This is a genomic window from Rhodococcus jostii RHA1, assembly GCF_000014565.1.
Lineage (GTDB): Bacteria > Actinomycetota > Actinomycetes > Mycobacteriales > Mycobacteriaceae > Rhodococcus_F > Rhodococcus_F jostii_A.
The window spans coordinates 17,030-35,742 of the sequence record NC_008269.1 but is presented as its reverse complement, the minus strand read 5'-3'; the positions used below and the strand labels follow the sequence as shown (position 1 = coordinate 35,742).

Genomic DNA, 18,713 nt, shown 5'->3' with positions numbered 1-18,713 from the left:
TCCGATGTCACCGACGGACTCGATCGGCGAGTCCCGCGAACATAGGATGCACGTCGCGATACTGGCGCTGTTCGCCCGGCCGGACGGTGTAGAGGCGCCTGAGCCTCCTACCTGATGGAGATCGACGTCGAGCCGAGCGCGGTGCCCTTCCCGCCGCACGGCTTCTGTTGAATAAGGACCAGCCTGTGAGTTCTCTCTTTTCTTGCAACGATCTGCCCGCCGGCGAACAGTTCGATGCCTGGCGTGAGACGGTCTCCAACGCGTTCGTGCCACTGGACGCGAAGTCCTACACCGCCGGCACGTTCACGGGTGAACTTCTGACCGGAGTGGTCGGTTCGCTGCAGGTTTCCGAGGTCAGCGGAGGGGCTGTGGAGGTGTGCCGGATGCCGGATGCGATCCGGCGCTCGGACCCGGGCTACGTGAAGTTGGGGATGCAGATCCGCGGCTACTGTGTCTTGACCCAGGACGATCGGGAGGCAGCCCTGATTCCGGGGGATTTCAGCATCTACGACACCAGACGGCCGTACCAAGTCTCCTTCGAGGGGGACTTCGCGCAGTTGGTGGTGATGTTCCCCCACGAGTTGATCCATCTGCCGCCGGACGCCCTCAACGACATGACGGCCCGGAGAGTATCCGGTAGGCGCGGGATCGGCGGCCTGGTCTCGAAGCTCCTCGTCGGCATAGCCGAACAGCCGCGGGGCGTTGAAGAGCTGTCGGCAAACCAACAGTTGTCCAACGGGGTGCTCAACCTGCTCGCGGCGGCACTGTCCGAGCAACTCGGCTGCGAATCGAATGTGCCGCCCGAGACGAACCGGGCTGCTTTGCTTTTGCAGATCAAAGCCTTCATCGATGCCCGGCTTTACGACCCGGAGCTCAGTTCGCACCTCATCGCCCGCGCCCACAACATCTCGCCCCGCAATCTGCAGAAGATGTTCGAGGGCGAAGGGACCACCGCAACGGAGTGGATCCGCAGACGGCGTCTCGAACACTGTCGCCGCGATCTTGTCGACCCACGGCTTAGCGTGGATCCGTGGGGGTTGTAGCGAGCGTGACGGCGGGTGAATGACGAAAGATCCTCTTGCAGTGAGCGAATCGAGATTGCCGAGATCGCGATTGTCCACATGAGGAAAAGCGCTTTCAGTGCAGTCATCGCACACGCTCACGGCTGGGCCGCGGTGTCCGACGAACGCAATCTCGTGCCGGCGGCAGGGTGTGATCCACACCCATGTCGACCCCGCCTCCACGCGGGTGGCATCGGGAGCGGTGAACCCGGTGGGGAAACTCACCCTCGATCATCGGCGGGATGCTCACCGGAGCCGACAGCATCGACGATGTGGACCATCCGCGCAGGCGGCACCCCGATTCTCTTCGAGTAGGTGTACGCCCCTCGACGCCTAAGGATCTTCCTGCGCGAGTTCACCTACGGGCACACCCTGCAGCTCGGGGCGGTGCTGCGACGACACCTGATCGGCCTCGCACCCCGCTGCTGCCCGGCATCGAGGACCGGGCGTTCCTCGACATCGACTCGCTGCTGCGCCCGGTGTACGGGTGAGCTGGCCGGATTCGATTCGACACAGCTACGTGGCCAGGCGCAGGCGGAGGCGCTGCGGTGGACGGTCCGTTCCCCTCAACTTTCTTTGTGACTCCGGCGTCCCGAATGCGACGCCATGCTTGGACCCTCAGGGGCAGGACGGAATATAGGACTCGTCTTGCGTGATGACAGGCTGTCGACGGGTTCGATCGGTCGCCGCTGCGGAGGCTCGGGGTAGGCACCTCCGCAAACCTCGACTGTAACCGGCCCGTGTCGATGCACGGACGATCGGCTTTGGCCAGGCGGGACCGATTACCCCGAGGTCACCCGCATGAGTACACGCCAGGTTACCGACGAGGACACGTCGAGACCGGGCTGGCCGGTCAGGCGCGGTCGTCAGTCGAGGCCTCGGTGCGCGGCCGAAAGGCCACAGTCGCGGCCCCGAACTCAGGGGTCCCTACCCGCTACCCCGACGGCCAAGGCTTCCAGCTCGGCAATGGCCGCAGTCGCCGGGAAAGACTGGCGCAGCCGCGACTTGGTAGCAGCGAACGCGAACGGAGGGAAGGCAGCGAGTACCTCGGCGCGCCGCGTTGCGGCACCCACGACGTCATCCTCGACGACCTCATGGGCCAGGTGCAGCCGGACCGCTTCATCCGCCGGGACCATCCTGCCCGAATGGAACAGGTCCGTCGCGACGGTCCAGCCGGCCCGACGCTGCACCGTCAAGGTGGCCAGCAGGTCCGGCGGCAACCCGATCGTCAGGAAGCCCATCCCGAGCTTGGCCGAGCCGAGAAGGATCACCTCGTCGCAGAGCAGAGCCAGTGAGAAACCGGCACCGACCGCGGCACCGTTGACGGCAGCGACCGTCGGTTTGGGCATCTCGTGCAGTCGCGCGGCGACCTGTAGGAATCGGCGCTGCCGGACGATCGCACCGGGGACGTCGGCACCGGAGTTGGCGGCGATGTCGCCGCCCGCGCGGAACGCAGTGCCAGCGCCGGTCACCAGCACGGCCCGGCACCAGCTCGCCGCTGCGACCTGTCGGAGGGCATCGTCGAGGGCGTCGATGAGCGCGTCGTCGAGAGCATTGCGGCGGTCCGGCCGGTTGAGTACCACTCGGGCGAGCGCACCATTGCGCTCGACGAGCACGAGCCGCGTACTCACCGCGCAGAACCGAACGCGCCGCCGTGGGTATTCGTCATGTGTTCTCACACCTTTCGATCGCGCAGTAATCGTGCACTCGACGACCGATGGCAGCTCATGTGTCGTCCCGGCAGTCTTCACTCTGGGGATGGACGCGCGCGTCACGGATCAGAGGTCCAAGACGAGCAACCCTGACCGGGCCCGGCCTACGCAGATCATCATCGTGTTGCAGGACGCCCGCTCGGCGTCACTGAGGATCGAGTCGTGGTGCTCGGGCACCCCTTCGAGGACTTTGGTCTCGCACGCGCCGCAGAAACCTTCCTCGCAGGAGGACATCACGCCTGGCACCACATCCCGCACCACCTCAAGCAGGGTCCGGTTCGCGGGTACGCGGAGAACCACGCCGGAGCGGTGTAGCTCGACCTCGAAGGTACCGTCGCCCACCGGTTCGACCGGTGGCTGCTCGGCCAGCGAGGGCGCGGTGAACCGTTCGACGTGGAGCCGGTCGAGAGCGGAGCAGCGTGCGCATGCGGCCTCCACTGCTCGGATCATCGGTTCGGGTCCGCAGCAGTAGATGTGTGTGTCCGGCGGCGTCGCGGCGAGGATATCGTCGAGCGGAATGTGGCCGCGCTCGTCCTGGGGGACCAGCTCGACCTGACCGCTCGGTAGGTTCTGGAGTTCGTCGACGAACGCCATCGTGGAGCGTGTGCGCCCGCCGTAGACGAGTCGCCACGGGACGCCGCGTCGGCTGACCTCGCGGGCCATCGCGAGAATGGGCGTAATGCCGATGCCGCCGGCGAGGAACAGGTAGCGCGGAGCGGTGGACAGTGCGAAGTGGTTGCGCGGCCCCCGGATGCCCAGCGTGCACCCGAGGAGCGCGCTGTCGTGGATCTCCCGCGAGCCGCCCCGGCCGCGCGCCTCCCGGAGCACAGCGATCCGGTAGCCGGTGTCGTCCTGAGGGTCACCGCACAATGAGTACTGGCGTAGCAGTCCGGACGGCAGCAGGACATCGAGGTGCGCGCCGGGCGTCCAGTCCGGTAGGCGCTGTCCGTCCGGGTGCACCAGCCGCAGGGAAACGACCCCGTCGGACTCGGGTACCACACGATCGACCCGTAGCGGACAAATAACGTTGTCGCCGTTCATGACCCGTCTTTCTCGAGAAGGTCGCGGGCGTGGGCGATCAGTCCTCGGGTGACCACGGCCAGTCGGTGCTCCTCCGCGGCATCGGGGGGTCCGTAGGCGCCGGCCGCCGACCGCCCTGCTACGCCTTCGAAGGCCACGGCGCTGCGCCATGCCGCGTACGCGAGGTAGTAATCCAATCGTTGGACTTGCCGTCCACTGACCCGTACGTAGTGTGCGAGCAGGTCCTGACGACTGTGGAAACCGGGCAGGATGGTGGGCGGGTCCAGAAACGGCGTCACGGGGTCGTGGGCCTCGGTCCAGTAGTAGAGGAACACACCAAGGTCCACCATCGGGTCGCCGCGGGTGCATAACTCCCAGTCGAGGACCGCCTGCAGCGCACCCTGGTCGTCGACCAGCGCGTCGACCAGCCCCTCGCCGGCCTGCGCGCACGCCTTGCCCAGGAGCGCGGTCGTCGTTGCAACGCCGTCGCGCAGGACCAGTCCGGGCACCTCGTTCATCACGTAGAAGGCGACGTCATGGGCATCCGTGCCCAACCCCACCATCGAGGGGACCGGGACAGCAGTTCCGGCCAGGGCCGACATAACCCGGAACTCCCTGCCGACGTCGTGTGCAGTCGAGAGGACCGCGCCGAGAGGCGGACGGCGCACGACCCACCTGCGTCCGGCCTGATCGGTCAGGAAGAACGTCAGGTTTGACCGGCCACCGGTGATGACGACCTGCGCAGCAAGTGGACCGGTGACTGGCAGGCCGCGCGCCCGCAGCCACCTCTCGAGCGCCCACAGGTCCAATGCCTGCGAAGCCGCGGTGATCGTCATTGTGTCAGCTACCCCGCCTTCGGGAGTTCTCGTGCTCGCAGGACCGGGATTGTGAACGAGTCGACCGAAGAGCTCATGACGACCACCGTCGTGTCACTTTTAGTGTCATCTACCCGCCAACACGTCCACAGCCTCCGTTGGAAGATCACCTTCTCCGGACTGGACCGTGTCGAACACACTCTGGATCAGCCGCCAGGTCGCGGTGGGTTCCGAGAGCGGGTCGGCCGGGAGGAGCTGCTCGGGGTCCACCATCTGGGCCCATGAGAGGCGATCTTGTGGGTGTAGCAGCGCCAATTCGGCCTCGACTTGCATAAGGTCGACGGTCGGCGGATCACCGGAGAGCGTCCCGTCGGTCCAGGTGACGTGCACTCGACTACCGTTGCGGCCGCCGCGCACTGTGTAGGTCGTCATAACTGCTCCCTGCTCTGTTGAACCGTCAGCGCTGCACACCGACGGCTTGCCACACCTGCATCAGTGCCTCGTCGCCCTCGAGGTCGTCGCGCCATCCGTACGGCTTGGAGAAGACGAATACCTGCGGTTCGGGGTAGGCGTCCTCACCAGGTTCGAGAGAGGTGATCACCAGCGACTTCGCGCCCACTGCCACGGAGAAGAACTCGTGGTAACCGGACAGGCTCACGTCATACACCGTCATCTTGGGGTGCGGCCGGTGAATATCGACCGTCCACCCTCCCAACGTGCTCTTGTTCATCAGAGGAAGCGGCGATTCGCAGTGTCGGCCGGTACCGCGATGCCGAGCTTCTCCAGCATCGGACGGGTATCGACAATGTATTGCTGCCGGAGTTCCTCATTATTCTTCTGACGCAGCCCCCACTTGACGTAAACGTCGGAGAAGTCCGAGTCCGAGCGGCCGAACATGTCGAGCGCTGCCGGCCACCAGATTTTCACCTTCTCGTTGGCTTCGGCGAGGCCCTCCGGCGTCGCGACGATTCGGCGAAGGTTGTTCATGCCGAAGGTCGCATGGAACACCTCGTCCTTATGGAGGCGATCGGCGACCTCAAGTAACGGGGCGTAGGGCACGCCGTCCCAGGTTTCGCCGATGTAGCAGCCGACCCTGTCGCCGAGGGCGTTGAAGAAGGCCAGGTCACAGAAGGTGTCGATCGGCAGGTGGAACAGATACTGCTTGATCTTCCCGTCGACCGGACCCACCCCGAGGCCGTCCAGGATGCGTGCCGTGATGGCCCCATGCTCGACCTCCTGCTGCATCAGCTTGGCGTAGGTCACCTTGAGTCGCTGATCGGGAATGAGGGTCATTCCCTTGGCCCACAGCGTATTCAGCAGTTCGGTGTAGTTCGGGTTGGTGGAGTTCTCCAAGTGGTGCGTGAGCATGCGCGTCAGCAGCTCACGGAACTCCTGCGGGATCTCCGGGTCGCCCTCGGCGTAGATCTTTCGGCCCGGCAACTCCACTGTCGAAGCAGTCATAGCGGTCTCCTCACATCCGTGGTCCAGCGTGGTGCCCAGCGTGACACCCCAGCTGTTAAGGTGTCAACCGACTAGTCGAACAAAATAATTTGGATGGTGCGCACCACGCCCTTGAACAGGGCGTGTCGGCGCAGTTTCCGACCGCGTGCACCCGCGAAAAGCTCGTCGGTTGCGAAGCTGTGTAGCGCCTCGGCCCAGGTCTACGACCGCGGCCGGACCGGCACGGCCTTGTCCCGTTACCGTTTAGTTCAGGTGCTCCCGAGGCGTCGGCCTCGGGCCCAGTGCGGTATGACTTCTTGCCCCTGTCTCCGAATGATTCGGAGGTGGTGTCGCCGAATCTGGTGGCGTCGCTGGACCACTGATGGACTTCCGATCAACGTAAGAGTCAAGCCGCCGTCGGTCTGCATTGTCGGTGTAGGTGGGAAATGTCCTGATCTCGTCGTACGGTCTGGTTGTCAGCGTTCACGAAATTCCCCAGGTTGAGGGGTTGTCCGTCACGTAATTCCCACCTGTGGGGCGCGTCGGCTCGGGGTTCGGGCTGCTGCAGGTTCGCTCCTGCTGGGCCACCGACAAGGGCCCGGAAGGGGCCTGACTAACCATCTGGCGATCAACTCCCGCCAGACCATCTCGTCGAACTTCCCACCCTCGCCCAGCGTCAACCCGCCTCCAACGCCGGAGCCAGGCTCTTCAGGATCGTCTTTCGGTCGATCCTCATGGCCGTCGAGATCTGACACATGAGACCGGCCAGCATGCCAATGCCGGAACAACTCCATCAGATCGGTCATCATCCACGTTCTCCTTCCGAACACGACGGATCGCCCGCCGGCGCGACGGCGTTCCTGCGCGGCCCGACGCCTTCGACACCGAACGCACCGCCAGAGACGTCGCTGCGTGCAGCGATACCCCCTCTGCACGCCAACTACTTCCACCACACCAAGGAGTCGTAAGGACTATTCACGATTCCAGCCTGCTGGCTGCCCTGAGGACGTTGAACCCTCACCGGAATGCTCAACACCCTCGACGCCCGGCTGGCCCAGACCCGCGACGGGCAAGCGCGGGCACCTCGATTTCCTGCAGGTGCTCTGTGAGGCGAGATCGCCCGCCGCGAAACCGCGGCCCTCGCCCAGCGGCTGCGGCGGGCGAAGTTCGAACAACAGGCCACCTTCGAGGACTTCGACTTAACTGCGAACCCGAAGCTTCCCGCGGCGATGCTGCGGGACCTGGGCGCCCTCCGCTGGCTCGACGCCGGCGAATCGGTCATTCTCTACGGGCCGGATTCGGCAAAACCCATGTGGCACAGGCGCTTGGGCATCATGTCACCCGGCGCGGCGGGGACGTGCGGTTCGTCAAATGCGCCCGCATGCTCGCCGATCTCGCGGGCGGCCACGCCGACCGGACCATCGGCCAGCGCATGCGCGAATACCACCCGGCCGCTGCTGCTGACCCTCTGCGGGCCCTGGCCCGGGAGCGCCTTCGCCGAGCAGGCCGAACAGTACCTGCGCCTGCGTCGGTTGTTGGGACACCGGATCGATGACGCCGCCCGGCTCCTTCCCCGCTTCGTGGCCTACCTCGACGCGGCCGGAGCCTCGGCGATCACCGTCGAGGTGGCTCTCGCGTCGGGGCGCAAGTTAATCAGCTCTGGCGAGCCTCGGGATAAAGGACTTTAGCGAACGAGACCGTGTCGACCTGTACACGGGTCCTGAGGATCAGCTCGACGAAGTCGCCGGCCACCTGGGTCGCATCATCGTGGTCCGAATCGAACCACTTGTAGACCCAACTCGACATGCCCAAGATCGCTTGCGCCCCGAAGCGCGCATCGATTTTCGGAATCACACCTGCGCCGCTGGCGTGCTCGACGGCCGCGACGAAATGGCGGAAATACCGGCGCTCCTTGGTCTTGATCTGCACCTCGTAGTCGTCGTCGAGACGCGGTCGATTCTCGAAGAAGACCGAGAAGAGGCTCCGCTCCTCAGCGACGATGCGCACCTGATGCGCGATGAAGGCCGCCAGGCGCTCCGCTGGGTCGTCGATGGTGGCCAGCTCGTCGAGGCGCTCGAGCGCCAAGGAGATCGCGCGGTCGAAAATCAGGTAGAGCAGCTCCGCCTTGGAGTCGACGTAGTAGTACAGGCTGGGCTTGCGGAGGTCGAGCGCCGCAGCAACGTCGTCGAGCGACCCCGCCTCGTAGCCGCTGACGTGGAAGACCTGGGCCGCTGTCTCGATGATCTCGTCATGGCGGCGAACGTACTCCGGCGACGGTTCGGTAAACCGCGGCCTGCCCCGGGGCCTTTTCGGCTTTCGTCCTTCTCCGGGCACTGTCGCTCCTGTCAGCTTGGCATTAGACCTGCGACACTGAATCTACGTCACCCGCCGAGCGGGTGGAGCAATGATCTTCCCGGAGAATGATCTGCAAGGGGTCCGAATTCTGATCAAGACCGGCGTTGGCGCGCTGGCGGAACAATGACGACTCCTACGAAGACGCCGACTACATCACCCGGCACGCACTGCGGTGAGGTCGACGAGAACGGCCGGCGGCTGATCGTGCGCAACGGCTACCACCAGGCGCGCGAGGTGTTGACCTCCGCCGGGGCGGTAAGGGGGTCAAGGGCCCGCGGGTCAAACGACAGGCGCCTCGAGCCGGACACGGACGAGCTGAAGCGGTTCTCCTCGGCGATCCTGCCGGCCGGCCTGGGCACGTAAAGTCCACGCAGGTCAGCGAGGCGCTGCCGCCGCTGTATCTGCACGGACTCTCCACCAGCGACTTCGGGGCATTGGAGCAGTTCATCGGCACCGGGGCCGGATTGTCGGCCGCCTCGATCGCCCCGCTGACCGCACAGTGGCAGGACGAGGCCACCGCGCTCGGGAACGAGGATCTCAGTGCATCTGTGGCTGGATGGGTATCCACCTGAAAGTGCGCCTCGAGCAGGAGAAACTGTGCCGTGCTGGTGATGCTCGGGGTGCGGCCGGCGGCCGTAAGGAGCTCGTGGCGTTGACCGACGGCTACCGCGAGTCGATCGCGTGGGCGGATCTGCTGCGGGACTGCCACCGCCGTGGGATGCGGGCGCCGGTGCTGGCGGTCGGGGACGGAGCACTGGGATTCTGGCGGGGCTGCGGGAGGTGTTCCCCGACACCCGGGAGCAGCGCTGCTGGTTCCATGGTGACTGTAAGGAATTAATGTGTCGATGTCCGGTGACAGATAGATCGGCCTGGTGCCGCGCCGCTGACCTGGGTGGGCCTGATTCGATGGCAGACGATCAAGCTGTTGGTTGTCATCAAAGTTGACCTGCGACTCTGCCGGAAGGGGATCGCGCCAGTTAATCCGGCCCGGTGGCGGTTTCATCGGGGCGGCGCCGGGCGTTGGCAGCGTTGCTGATCGCTTCGGGATATGTCGCGGCGTCGATGAGGTCTTGGGCCAAACCATAGTGGCAAAGTCACCAAACGGGCCGCATTGAATGACAACGGGCCGTCCTGCGTGTCATGGGACAGTCGATTCGGTTGTGTCGTCCTCCTGTGGTGATATGGCGGCGAGGAGGGCGGCGGCGGTGCGGTAGCGGGTGGTTGCCGGCACCGGGGTGTAGCCGTCCTGTTCGAGCAGTGGCCGCACGTCGAGCAGGGCATTGCCGATGGTGCGCGGACTGACCTGGAACAGTTCGGCAAGGACGGCGCGGGTGCAGAGTTGGCGCAGGTGCAGGACGGTGGCCAGGACGCGTTCGGCATCGGTGATCTTCTGGAGGAAGATGCCGCCGCGGCCTCCGGGGATGCGTTCGCCGCCGCGGCTGGTGTAGCGGCGTCGTTCGACCAGGGCGGCTTGCCGGACGGCGAGGCGTTCGACGAGTTCGCCCAGTTGCCGGCGGCTCATGCCGGTCAGAGCCGGGTGCGACAATGTTTCGAGGAGCGGCCGATTCGGCGCGGTGTCGGGTGCCGGTCCGTCACGGGAGAAAGTCCGACAGGCTGGCGGCGGTGGTGAAGCGCAGTCCGGTGGTCGGGGTGATGTGGTGGCCGTGTTCGACGAGCAGCATCCGCGTTTCGGCGATGATTTCGCCGATGGAGTTCGGATTCACCCCGAGCAGTTCCGAGAGCACCCGCTGGGAGCAGAGCTGCCGCAGGTACACGATGGTGATCAGCAGGGCCGCGGCGTCCGACAGCAGCCGTCGCCCGCCGGCACCCGGGGCATTGCGGCGCCGGCCGCCGCGTTGGTGCCAGCGGCGTTGCTCGGCGCGCGCGGCCTGGGCTGGTGCCAGCCGTGCGGTGAGTTCGTTCAGTTCGGCGCTGGTCATTCGGGTCAGGCGCGGGTCGGCGAGCATTGCGACGGCCGTGGCACGCTCGCGTTCCCGGTCGCGGCCGGGAACCGGAGCGGCGTCGGCGTGGGTGGGTTCGATGGTGTAGTTCCATGTTCCGCACTGGGCGTGCGGGTGGATGGGTAACGCGCGCAACTCGTCTCGACCAATCGAGATCCCGATCGGGTAGTCGCCGGTGTCCAGCTCGGCGTCCACGCGCAGCCCGGTGCGGGTGCGGGTGGAGGCGATGGTCTTGACCACGACCTCGTGGCTGGTCAGCGGCCGTCCCCGCCAGTTCACGGTGATCTGGGAGAACAACCGGTGTTCGATTTTGTTCCACTGTGCGTCCAGAAGACGGAGGTTGGTCATGTAGGTGATTGATCGTCAGTCGTAAGCTCGTCGTCGCTTGCCGGTGCAAGTCCGGTCCGGGTAACTGCCAGGAGGCCCGGTAGCAGGCTGGCGGCATCGGGGGGAAACGCCCGGTGTCGAAGCCCAGCGTCAAAAGCCCTTCAAGGGGGAGCAACCGAGTGGTCCGTAGCATCAAGCGAAGCCTGCCGCGTCGTGAAAATCCCCATCGTGAGGTGGGACAAGGGAGAGCCGAGCCCGGAGTGTCAGGGCGAAGGCCATGGAAGCGGCGAAGAGCCTGGAATCGCAGTCGTGATGAACTCCCCGGCGTAAGGGGCGCGGAACGTTCGGATAGTGACGGCGGGAACTGGAGAGGCCCTCCCCGGCCCGGCGGCCTGCGCGCAGGTGCCGCTGGAAGCTGGGTGCCCTATAACCGATGACCTCGGGAAGTGGGTGCCGGCCGGGTGGGCGTCAGAGGCGGCCGTAGTACTGCTGGAGCCGAGCGGACAACATAACCGCCGGTGAGGGAAGGGCCGCTACTTCGTCGATGCGTAGAGATGTGGAGGAGGGGCCCGGTGAGTGCCCAGGTGGCTAGTCCCGCCGACGGGGGACGTTCTCCCTCGGATCCGGTCCGTGCCTTGCAGCATGCGCTCTACCGGGCGGCCAAGGTCGATCCCGGACGACGGTTCCACGCGCTGATGGACAAGGTCTCGCGCAGGGACGTCCTGTGGCGTGGGTGGGTCGCGGTGCGCCGCAACAACGGCGCGCCGGGTATCGACCGAATCACCCTGGAGGAGGTCGAGGAGTACGGGGTTGCCCGCCTCCTCGACGAACTGGCCGTGGAACTGAAGGAAGGCAGCTATCGTCCGCTCCCGGCGCGTCGGGTGTTCATCCCCAAGCCCGGCACGGTGGAGCAAAGGCCGCTGTCGATTCCTTCGGTGCGCGACCGGATCGTCCAGGCCGCGTGGAAACTGGTGGCGGAGCCGGTGTTCGAGGCGGATTTCCTTCCGTGCTCGTTCGGGTTCCGTCCCCGGCGTGGTGCCCATGACGCGCTGCAGGTGCTCATCGATGAGTCCTGGCGGGGGTGTCGGTGGGTGGTGGAGACGGACATCGCCAACTGTTTCGAGGCGATTCCGATCGAGAAGTTGATGCAGGCGGTCGAGGAACGTGTCTGCGACCAGCCGTTCCTGAAGCTGCTGCGCGTGATGTTGCGCGCGGGAGTGATGGAGGAGGGGCAGGTCCGTCGGCCGGTCACCGGAACCCCACAGGGCGGGGTTGCATCCGCCTTGCTCTGCAACGTCTACCTGCACCGGCTCGACCGGGCATGGGACGTGGACGAGCACGGGGTCCTGGTGCGTTATGCCGACGACGCGCTGGTGATGTGCAGGTCCCGGCGGCAGGCCGAGGCCGCGTTGACGCGGCTTCGGGAACTGCTGGCCGATCTCGGCTTGGAGCCGAAGGAGGCCAAGACCAGGATTGTGCACCTTCGGGTGGGAGGCGAGGGAGTGGACTTCCTCGGTTTCCATCATCGGTTGGTGAACGCGCCCGCTCGCCCCGGGCGGCGGCCGTTCCCCTTCCTCGCCCGCTGGCCCGCGGACAAGGCGGTGCGGCACGCACGGGAACGGATCCGGGAATTGACGGACCGCTCCCGATTGCTGCTGCCGACCGAGGTGGTGGTTCAGGACCTCAACTTGTTCCTGAACGGCTGGGCGGCGTACTTCAAGTACGGCAACTCAGCACACCGCTTCGGGGTGATCAGGGAGTACGTGCGGATGCGGATGGCGCTGTTCATCGGCAAACGTCACAAGCGCTCCCGCAGCTTCGGATGGCACGTGGTGGCGTATGCCTCCCCGGACCATCTGGGCCTGGTCAGCCTTTCTGGGAACGTCGTCGCCCCCAGGCCCTTCCGGGACTGGCGGGGGAAGCCGAATGCCGGTGGTGAACGACGTCGGTGAGCCGTGTGCGGGAGAACCGCATGCACGGAATCGAGGTGGCGGGGGCTGGAAACGGAACGCACGTACTGCGTCACCGCGCCAGTTCCCGACCCTATTCGAGGTGCCGGGCGGGAAATGGCAGACGGTGATCGCCAACCCGGTCTCGGTTGCCAGTGCGGCCAATTCCGCCTTCCACAACCGGTACCGGTAGCTGTTGGAGCCGCCGGCGTCGGCGGTGATCAGCAGCCGGGTCGCGTGCGGGTAGTCGGCGGCGCCGCGGGCCTGCCACCAGCGGCGGATGGAGGCGACCGCGAACGCGGCGGTGTCGTGGTCGACGCCGACATTGACCCAACCTGCGTCGGTGGTCAAGTCGTGGACGCCGTACGGGATGGCCCGTTCCGCATTCGGTCCGGTGAAGAAACTGTGATCGACCACCCGCACCGGATCGCCCTGCGGCCGCCACTCGCGCCGCGGGGTGGGCAGCTGGCCGAGTTATGTTCCTTCTTCTTCGAATCGACGCTGATCACCGGCTCGCCCGCGTCCTGGTGCGCCTTGACCTGCTCGTTGATGTAGCGGAACTGCACGTCCCGGTCCGGGTGCTGCTCGCCTTCCAAAGTCTTGGCGTTGGCCTGCAAGCTGAATCCATTGTCCCGCAACAATCGTCCCACAGTCGGTGCGGACACCGGATTGCCCTGCCGGGTCAGCTCCTCGGCCAGGTGTCGAAGCGACTTGGTCGTCCACCGCAACGGAGACTCCGGATCCCCACGCTCATCCGGCTCGACCAGCGCCAACAACGCAGGCACCAGCTGCGGATTCAGCGCGTCCGCACCCTTGCGGCCCCCACCCGGACGGCGGACTCGACCCGTCGGCGTCGGATGCTCGCCGGCCTCCAACTCGAATACGCCCCTGCGGACCGTGGTCTCGCTGACACCGACCGTCCGAGCCACCGCCCGCACCCCGCCATGCCCCAACGACCGGGCCTCCGCCGCCAAAGCCAAACGCCGCTGTCGCTCGTTCAGATGCGGCAGCAATACCTCGAACCGCTCCCGCAATCGCTCGTCGACCTCGCTCACGATCGCCCTACCGCATCAACCCGACTGGAACCACAAAACGACACTTTATTATCTTACAGTCACATGAGTAAGCCAATGTGTTTGCTGCACTGCCGAAGTCGGCGCATCCGGGCGCGTTGGCGGTGATGAAGGACATCGTGGGCGCCGAGGATATTGACAAGGCGCAGCGGGCGATCACCCGTTCGAACTGGACTACGGGGCGAAGTACCCGAAGGCGGTCGCGAAGATCGTCGACGACGCCGATGTGCTGCGAGTGCTTCCGCTACCCGGCGGAGCATTGGGTGCATCTGAGCACCACCAACCCCATCGAATCGACGTTGCGACCGTGCGTTTGCGGACGAAGGTGACGAAGGGCCCGCGTTCGCGGACAGCGGGTAAGGCGATGGCTTACAAGCTGATCGAGGCCGCTCGGGCCCGATGGCGGACGGTGAACGCACCACAGTTGGTGGCGTTGTTGCGGGCCGGCGCGCTGTTCCACAAGGGTAAGGTCCTCGAACGGCCCGTCGGCATCATCCCCGAACCGTCACCGGATGCGCCGGCGTCCGAGGTCGCCTGACTCCACCTCCTCCGCAGGAGTTGACTATCGCTCCTGCTCGTGACGACCTGCGGGCAGATGTCGTCGATCACTCGGGGACACCGCTCCATGTGTTCATATTCTCGACGAGACCACCCTCTCGGCCGGGGTTGCCAGCGTTCTGGCCGAGTACAACTAACGGGGCTTCGCCCCAGCCCGACGAGTCGTGTGGTGGTCACTGGGTCGGGGGCTCCGGCCGGTTGGGGTTGTGACCCTGGTCGACGACGTCGATCGGGTGTATGAACCGTCGTAGCGGTTGGTTGGCCTACTGGCCGCCCGACCCACCGGAGCCCACCATGACCGTAGCGCGCAGCGTCGCCGATGTCGTCACCGAACACGTGCTGTTCGAGGTCGAGTGCATCGACCGCATGTACCTCAACGTCTACGTGCCGGGCCTGCAGTACGCCAAGGGTCTGGTCGGCTACGTGCATCGGCAGCTGGGATTGCCGATCGCCTCCACCGCACCGTTGGCGCGGATCACCGACCGCTTCACCGCGGCGGAAGGACGGGCACTGCGCACCGAAACCACCATCAACAACACCCGCGATTTCGAGATCGGGAAACGACTGACACATCTGCCCGCACTCCGGGAGATCGGCTACACCGCCAACCGGCGCCTGCTGCGCGTCCAACAACTCAGCCACGACCCGATCACCGGCGCCGACGCCCTTGCCGCCATCACCGCCCCGGTCACCACCGCCACCGGTGCCCGCGTGTCGGGACTGCGGTTCGCTGACCAGCGCAGCCATGCACTGCTTTCCGCGGTGCTGATCTTCCGGCTGCACCCGAACGGCTTCACCAACAAGGACCTGCGCACCCTCACCGCCGAGCTGCGCGGACTCGACCCGGACACGGTGTCCGCCGGGCAGATGACCTATGACCTGCGCCGACTCAAAACCCGCAACCTCATCGCCCGCATCGAGGGCACCCACCGGTATCAGGTCACCGACCACGGACTCGACACCGCGAAGTTCCTCACCTGTGTCCACGATCGGGTCCTGCGCACCGGCCTCGCCGAACTTGCCACCCCGACAACCACTCCCGGCCGCCTGCGAGCGGCAGCGACCGCCTACCGCACCGCCGTCGATACCCTCACCGCCACAGCGCAACTCGCAGCCTGAAACATCAAGCAGTCGAACGTGACCCATACACCACAAACTTGACTCCAAAAACCGGCTACGCCTCTCCTAGTAGCGTGTCGCTGCTTAGTTCTGGCCTGTTTCGTTTAGGTTGGGGGCGGCAGACTTCCCCTTCCCCTCTGCCGGTCAGGACTGTTGTCATGCCTTCGCAGAAGAAGCGTCCGGTGACGTTGAGCTCGGCTGATCGTGAGTTCTTGGAACGGTTGACCACGACCGGGGTGCATCCGGCCTCGATGATCCGGCGGGCCCGGGTGTTGCTGGCGCTGGACACCTCGGTCGGGGTGGTGGATGAGAAGAAGGTGATCGCGGCACGGTTGGGGGTCTCGGGTGAGACGGTGCGGCTGGTGGCCAAGCGGTTTGCCGAGACCGGTCGGGACGTGGAGGCCACGATCGGTCGTAAGCAGCGTGACCTGCCACCGGTGCCGTCGCAGATCACGGGGGAGGTCGAGGCCAGGTTGATTGCGTTGGCCTGCTCGAAGCCGCCCGCGGGTCATGCGCGGTGGTCGCTGCGGTTGCTGGAGAAGCACGTCGCCCTGGTCGAGGACATCCCCGACCTGGACCACTCGACCATCGGCCGGATTTTAAAAAAACGAAACTTCGTCCTCACCTGAAGAAGTGCTGGACCATCCCACCAAAGGCGAACGCGGAGTTCGCAGCCCGGATGGAAGATGTCCTGTCGGTCTACGCCCGCCCCCACAACCCATCTCACCCGGTGGTGTGCATGGACGAGAAGCCCTACCAGCTCCTCGCTCACGTGCGTGACCCGATCCCTGCAGGCCCGGGGCGCGATCTGAAGGAAGACTCCGAGTATGTGCGGCACGGGACCTGTTCGATCTTCTGCTGGGTCGAGCCCCTGGCCGGCTGGCGGCGTGTCGATGCCCAGCCCCGGCGCACCAAGGTCGACTGGGCTCGGCAGGTCAAAGAGCTACTGTGCGTGGACTACCCGGCCGCGGAGACGGTGGTGCTGGTGATGGACAACCTCAATACCCACGGCATCGGATCGCTCTACGAGGCCTTCGAGCCGGCCGAGGCGTTCGCGCTCGCGCAGCGGCTCGAGATCCACCACACCCCCAAACACGGCTCGTGGCTCAACATCGCCGAGATCGAGCTCTCGGTGCTGACCCGCCAGTGCCTGGACCGGCGCATCGAGGACCTCGAGACACTCAACGCCGAACTCGCCGCCTGGCAACGACAGACCAACGCCGATCAACGCCAGGTCCAGTGGCACTTCACCACCGACGACGCCCGCATCAAACTTCGCCACCTATATCCCAACACTTAGCCGCGACGGTCTACTAGCCTTCTAGAGCACGGCCTTGCAGGGCCATCGAACCACGGCGTCAGGCAACCACCTGACCATTTTCAATTAATAGATTCCCGCTGCTGCGTGGCGGTGGTCGACGCACGGCCCCAGCGGGTGAAACTCGAGCGCCTGTAAGAAACGTCGACGCAAATGTTATTGACGACCGACGAGTAGGTAGATTACATTCTGTGCCATGAATCACATGACTGGCGGTGGAGGTGGTGCGGCAGCGTGCCCGGTGCCGACTCCGCGGGCGGCGTTCCCGGTGCGGACGTCGCGGTGAGTCCTTATCGGAATGTGTGATCGTCAGCGAGGTGGTCGTACGGAGAGCAGCGACCCGGTGCTTCGCTGACGGGCGCCGCAATTGTCTCCGCTGTTGCAGAGCACACCGGACTCTCGCAGACCCCAATTAAGCCTGCTGTCAGTAGTGAATATCTCAGCATCTCACCGCTTTGCGCGCGGTGCCGTCGACCAACATCCAATACATCACGAGGAGCGGCATGATCAGCTACACGTCTTTGTTTATCGGTGGCCAGTGGGTAGCGCCGTCCACAGCGGCGACCATCTCGGTCACCTCGGCGAGCACCGAGGAAGTCATCGGCGTCGTTCCTGAGGGTGCGCCCGCGGATGCGGACGCCGCGGTGGCTGCGGCGCGGCGGGCGTTCGACGACCCGACGGGGTGGGCTTCACTCGAGCCCTCGCGCCGCGCCGAGACTCTCGAAAAGTTGGCTGCCGCGATCGGTGAGAGTTCCGAAGACATCGTGCGGTTGGTCAGCGAGCAGAACGGTATGCCCATTTCCACCGCGCGCGCCGTTGAAGGCGGGTTCCCGGGGGCGCTTCTCCGCCTGTATGCGGGGATGGTCCGTGACCAGCAGCTCGAGGAGGAGCGCCCCGGTATGTTCGGTGGCCATGTCGTCGTTCGGCGTCAGCCGGTCGGTGTGGTTGCCGCGATCGTGCCGTGGAATTTTCCTCAGACGTTGCTCTTCTCGAAGCTTGCGCCGGCATTAGCGGCAGGGTGCACCGTCGTTATCAAGCCCTCTCCGGAGACCGTTCTCGATGTGTTCCGGCTCGCGGAGCTGCTGGAGCAGGCAGGTTTGCCCCACGGGGTGGTGAACATCGTCCCCGGTGGCCGTGAACTCGGGGCGTATCTCGTCGAGCATCCGGGCGTGGACAAGGTTGCGTTCACGGGTTCGACGCCTGCCGGGCGGAGCATCGCTGAGGCCTGTGGGCGCCTACTGCGCCCTGTCACTCTGGAGCTCGGTGGCAAGTCGGCCGCAATCGTGCTCGATGACGCCGAGTTGGTGAGCAGCGCTCAGGATCTGTTCGGTGCCACGTTGCTCAACAACGGCCAGACCTGCTTCGTCGGCACCCGCATTCTGGCGCCGCGGTCACGTTACGACGAGGTCGTGGATGTGTTCACCCAGATGGCGGCCAGTGCTGTTGTCGGTGATGCGCTGGACGAGGCGACCATGGTCGGTCCCATGGCCAGCAGCACGCATCGGGACCGTGTCGAGGGCTACATCGCCCAAGGCAAGTCGGAAGGCGCTCGTCTGACAACTGGTGGAGGTCGACCTGAACGCGATCGTGGCTGGTTCGTGCAACCGACCATCTTCGCCGATGTCGACAATTCCGCAACGATCGCCCGTGAGGAGATCTTCGGTCCGGTGTTGTCGATCATCCCGTACGGCGACATCGACGACGCGGTGCACATCGCGAATGACTCCGGTTACGGGCTAGGCGGGACCGTGTGGTCTCAGGATCTCGAGCACGCTGGAGCTGTCGCCCGACGAGTGCAGACCGGCACGGTCGGGATCAACCACTACATTCCCGATCCTGCTGCGCCGTTCGGTGGAGTCAAGGGGAGTGGCTTGGGTCGCGAGTTCGGACCCGAGGGCCTCGCCAATTATCAACAGCAGCAGTCCATTTACTTTCCACCTGTGTAGTTCATCACCTCTAGCCCACATCACATATTCAGCCCCACCCGTCGAGCCACCGCACAGAG

Annotated in this window: 13 protein-coding genes and 6 pseudogenes; 10 read left to right on the top strand and 9 right to left on the bottom strand. The window is 65.4% G+C overall.

Features of this window, described 5'->3' with window-relative positions:
- Positions 1-167: 167 nt before the first annotated feature.
- Both RHA1_RS35785 and RHA1_RS52355 read left to right on the top strand, forming a co-directional pair.
- Positions 168-1,043, top strand: coding sequence for a cupin domain-containing protein (locus RHA1_RS35785; protein WP_237727038.1), 876 nt, complete (start codon positions 168-170; stop codon positions 1,041-1,043).
- 202 nt (positions 1,044-1,245) lie between these two features.
- A pseudogene (locus RHA1_RS52355) lies at positions 1,246-1,549 on the top strand (IS1380 family transposase); the annotation flags it as partial.
- 429 nt (positions 1,550-1,978) lie between these two features.
- Here the strand turns inward: RHA1_RS52355 and RHA1_RS35780 are convergent.
- The 6 genes from RHA1_RS35780 to RHA1_RS35755 all read right to left on the bottom strand — a co-directional run bounded on the left by RHA1_RS35780 (position 1,979) and on the right by RHA1_RS35755 (position 6,069).
- Positions 1,979-2,692 carry an enoyl-CoA hydratase/isomerase family protein gene (locus tag RHA1_RS35780; RefSeq protein ID WP_237727037.1) on the bottom strand — a complete coding sequence of 238 codons (714 nt, stop codon included), beginning with the start codon at positions 2,690-2,692 and terminating at the stop codon, positions 1,979-1,981.
- Positions 2,693-2,839: 147 nt separating this feature from the next.
- A complete protein-coding gene (locus RHA1_RS35775) occupies positions 2,840-3,814 on the bottom strand; it encodes a PDR/VanB family oxidoreductase (protein ID WP_011598981.1) in 975 nt (324 codons plus the stop codon).
- On the bottom strand, positions 3,811-4,629 hold the full coding sequence (locus RHA1_RS35770) for a phosphotransferase family protein (protein WP_011598980.1): 819 nt from the start codon (positions 4,627-4,629) through the stop codon (positions 3,811-3,813). The genes RHA1_RS35775 and RHA1_RS35770 overlap by 4 nt, the downstream gene beginning before the upstream one ends.
- 105 nt (positions 4,630-4,734) lie before the next feature.
- Positions 4,735-5,040: a hypothetical protein gene (locus RHA1_RS35765; RefSeq protein WP_005254520.1), complete on the bottom strand. Its 306-nt coding sequence runs from the start codon at positions 5,038-5,040 to the stop codon at positions 4,735-4,737.
- 25 nt (positions 5,041-5,065) lie between these two features.
- Positions 5,066-5,338 (bottom strand): hypothetical protein, encoded by a 273-nt coding sequence (locus RHA1_RS35760; protein ID WP_005254519.1) that lies wholly within the window; start codon positions 5,336-5,338, stop codon positions 5,066-5,068.
- Positions 5,338-6,069 carry a Phenylacetic acid catabolic protein gene (locus tag RHA1_RS35755; protein WP_011598979.1) on the bottom strand — a complete coding sequence of 244 codons (732 nt, stop codon included), beginning with the start codon at positions 6,067-6,069 and terminating at the stop codon, positions 5,338-5,340. Before RHA1_RS35755 ends, RHA1_RS35760 begins: the two co-directional genes overlap by 1 nt.
- 952 nt (positions 6,070-7,021) lie before the next feature.
- Between RHA1_RS35755 and RHA1_RS35745 the strand changes: the two are divergent.
- Positions 7,022-7,517: pseudogene (locus RHA1_RS35745) on the top strand (ATP-binding protein); the annotation flags it as partial.
- Positions 7,518-7,701: 184 nt separating this feature from the next.
- On the opposite strand, the gene RHA1_RS35740 reads toward RHA1_RS35745, so the two are convergent.
- Complete coding sequence (locus tag RHA1_RS35740) at positions 7,702-8,382, bottom strand: TetR/AcrR family transcriptional regulator (RefSeq protein WP_005254516.1); 681 nt, start codon at positions 8,380-8,382, stop codon at positions 7,702-7,704.
- Positions 8,383-8,577: 195 nt separating this feature from the next.
- Between RHA1_RS35740 and RHA1_RS49710 the strand changes: the two are divergent.
- Positions 8,578-9,222, top strand: a pseudogene (locus tag RHA1_RS49710) (transposase); the annotation flags it as partial.
- A 319-nt stretch (positions 9,223-9,541) separates the two neighbouring features.
- Here RHA1_RS49710 and RHA1_RS44825 read toward each other — a convergent pair.
- Positions 9,542-10,688 (bottom strand): annotated as a pseudogene (locus RHA1_RS44825) (ISAzo13-like element transposase-related protein); the annotation flags it as partial.
- 575 nt (positions 10,689-11,263) lie between these two features.
- On the opposite strand from RHA1_RS44825, the gene ltrA reads away from it, so the two are divergent.
- Positions 11,264-12,643: a group II intron reverse transcriptase/maturase gene (gene ltrA, locus RHA1_RS35715; RefSeq protein WP_011598972.1), complete on the top strand. Its 1,380-nt coding sequence runs from the start codon at positions 11,264-11,266 to the stop codon at positions 12,641-12,643.
- Between the two features lie 72 nt (positions 12,644-12,715).
- On the opposite strand, the pseudogene RHA1_RS35710 reads toward ltrA, so the two are convergent.
- Positions 12,716-13,695 (bottom strand): annotated as a pseudogene (locus RHA1_RS35710) (ISAzo13 family transposase); the annotation flags it as partial.
- 71 nt (positions 13,696-13,766) lie between these two features.
- Between RHA1_RS35710 and RHA1_RS35705 the strand changes: the two are divergent.
- The 5 genes and pseudogenes from RHA1_RS35705 to RHA1_RS35685 all read left to right on the top strand — a co-directional run.
- Positions 13,767-14,251 (top strand): annotated as a pseudogene (locus tag RHA1_RS35705) (transposase); the annotation flags it as partial.
- Positions 14,252-14,565: 314 nt separating this feature from the next.
- On the top strand, positions 14,566-15,390 hold the full coding sequence (locus tag RHA1_RS35700) for a hypothetical protein (RefSeq protein WP_041813110.1): 825 nt from the start codon (positions 14,566-14,568) through the stop codon (positions 15,388-15,390).
- A gap of 158 nt (positions 15,391-15,548) precedes the next feature.
- The gene (locus RHA1_RS52350; protein ID WP_041813109.1) at positions 15,549-16,019 is read left to right on the top strand and encodes a helix-turn-helix domain-containing protein; all 471 of its coding nucleotides are present in this window, start codon (positions 15,549-15,551) and stop codon (positions 16,017-16,019) included.
- Entirely contained in the window at positions 15,908-16,690 is a 783-nt protein-coding gene (locus tag RHA1_RS49705) for an IS630 family transposase (RefSeq protein ID WP_237727036.1), read from the top strand. Before RHA1_RS52350 ends, RHA1_RS49705 begins: the two co-directional genes overlap by 112 nt.
- Positions 16,691-17,211: 521 nt before the next feature.
- The gene (locus tag RHA1_RS35685) at positions 17,212-18,654 is read left to right on the top strand and encodes an aldehyde dehydrogenase (protein ID WP_050787548.1); all 1,443 of its coding nucleotides are present in this window, start codon (positions 17,212-17,214) and stop codon (positions 18,652-18,654) included.
- The last annotated feature ends 59 nt before the right edge of the window (positions 18,655-18,713 follow it).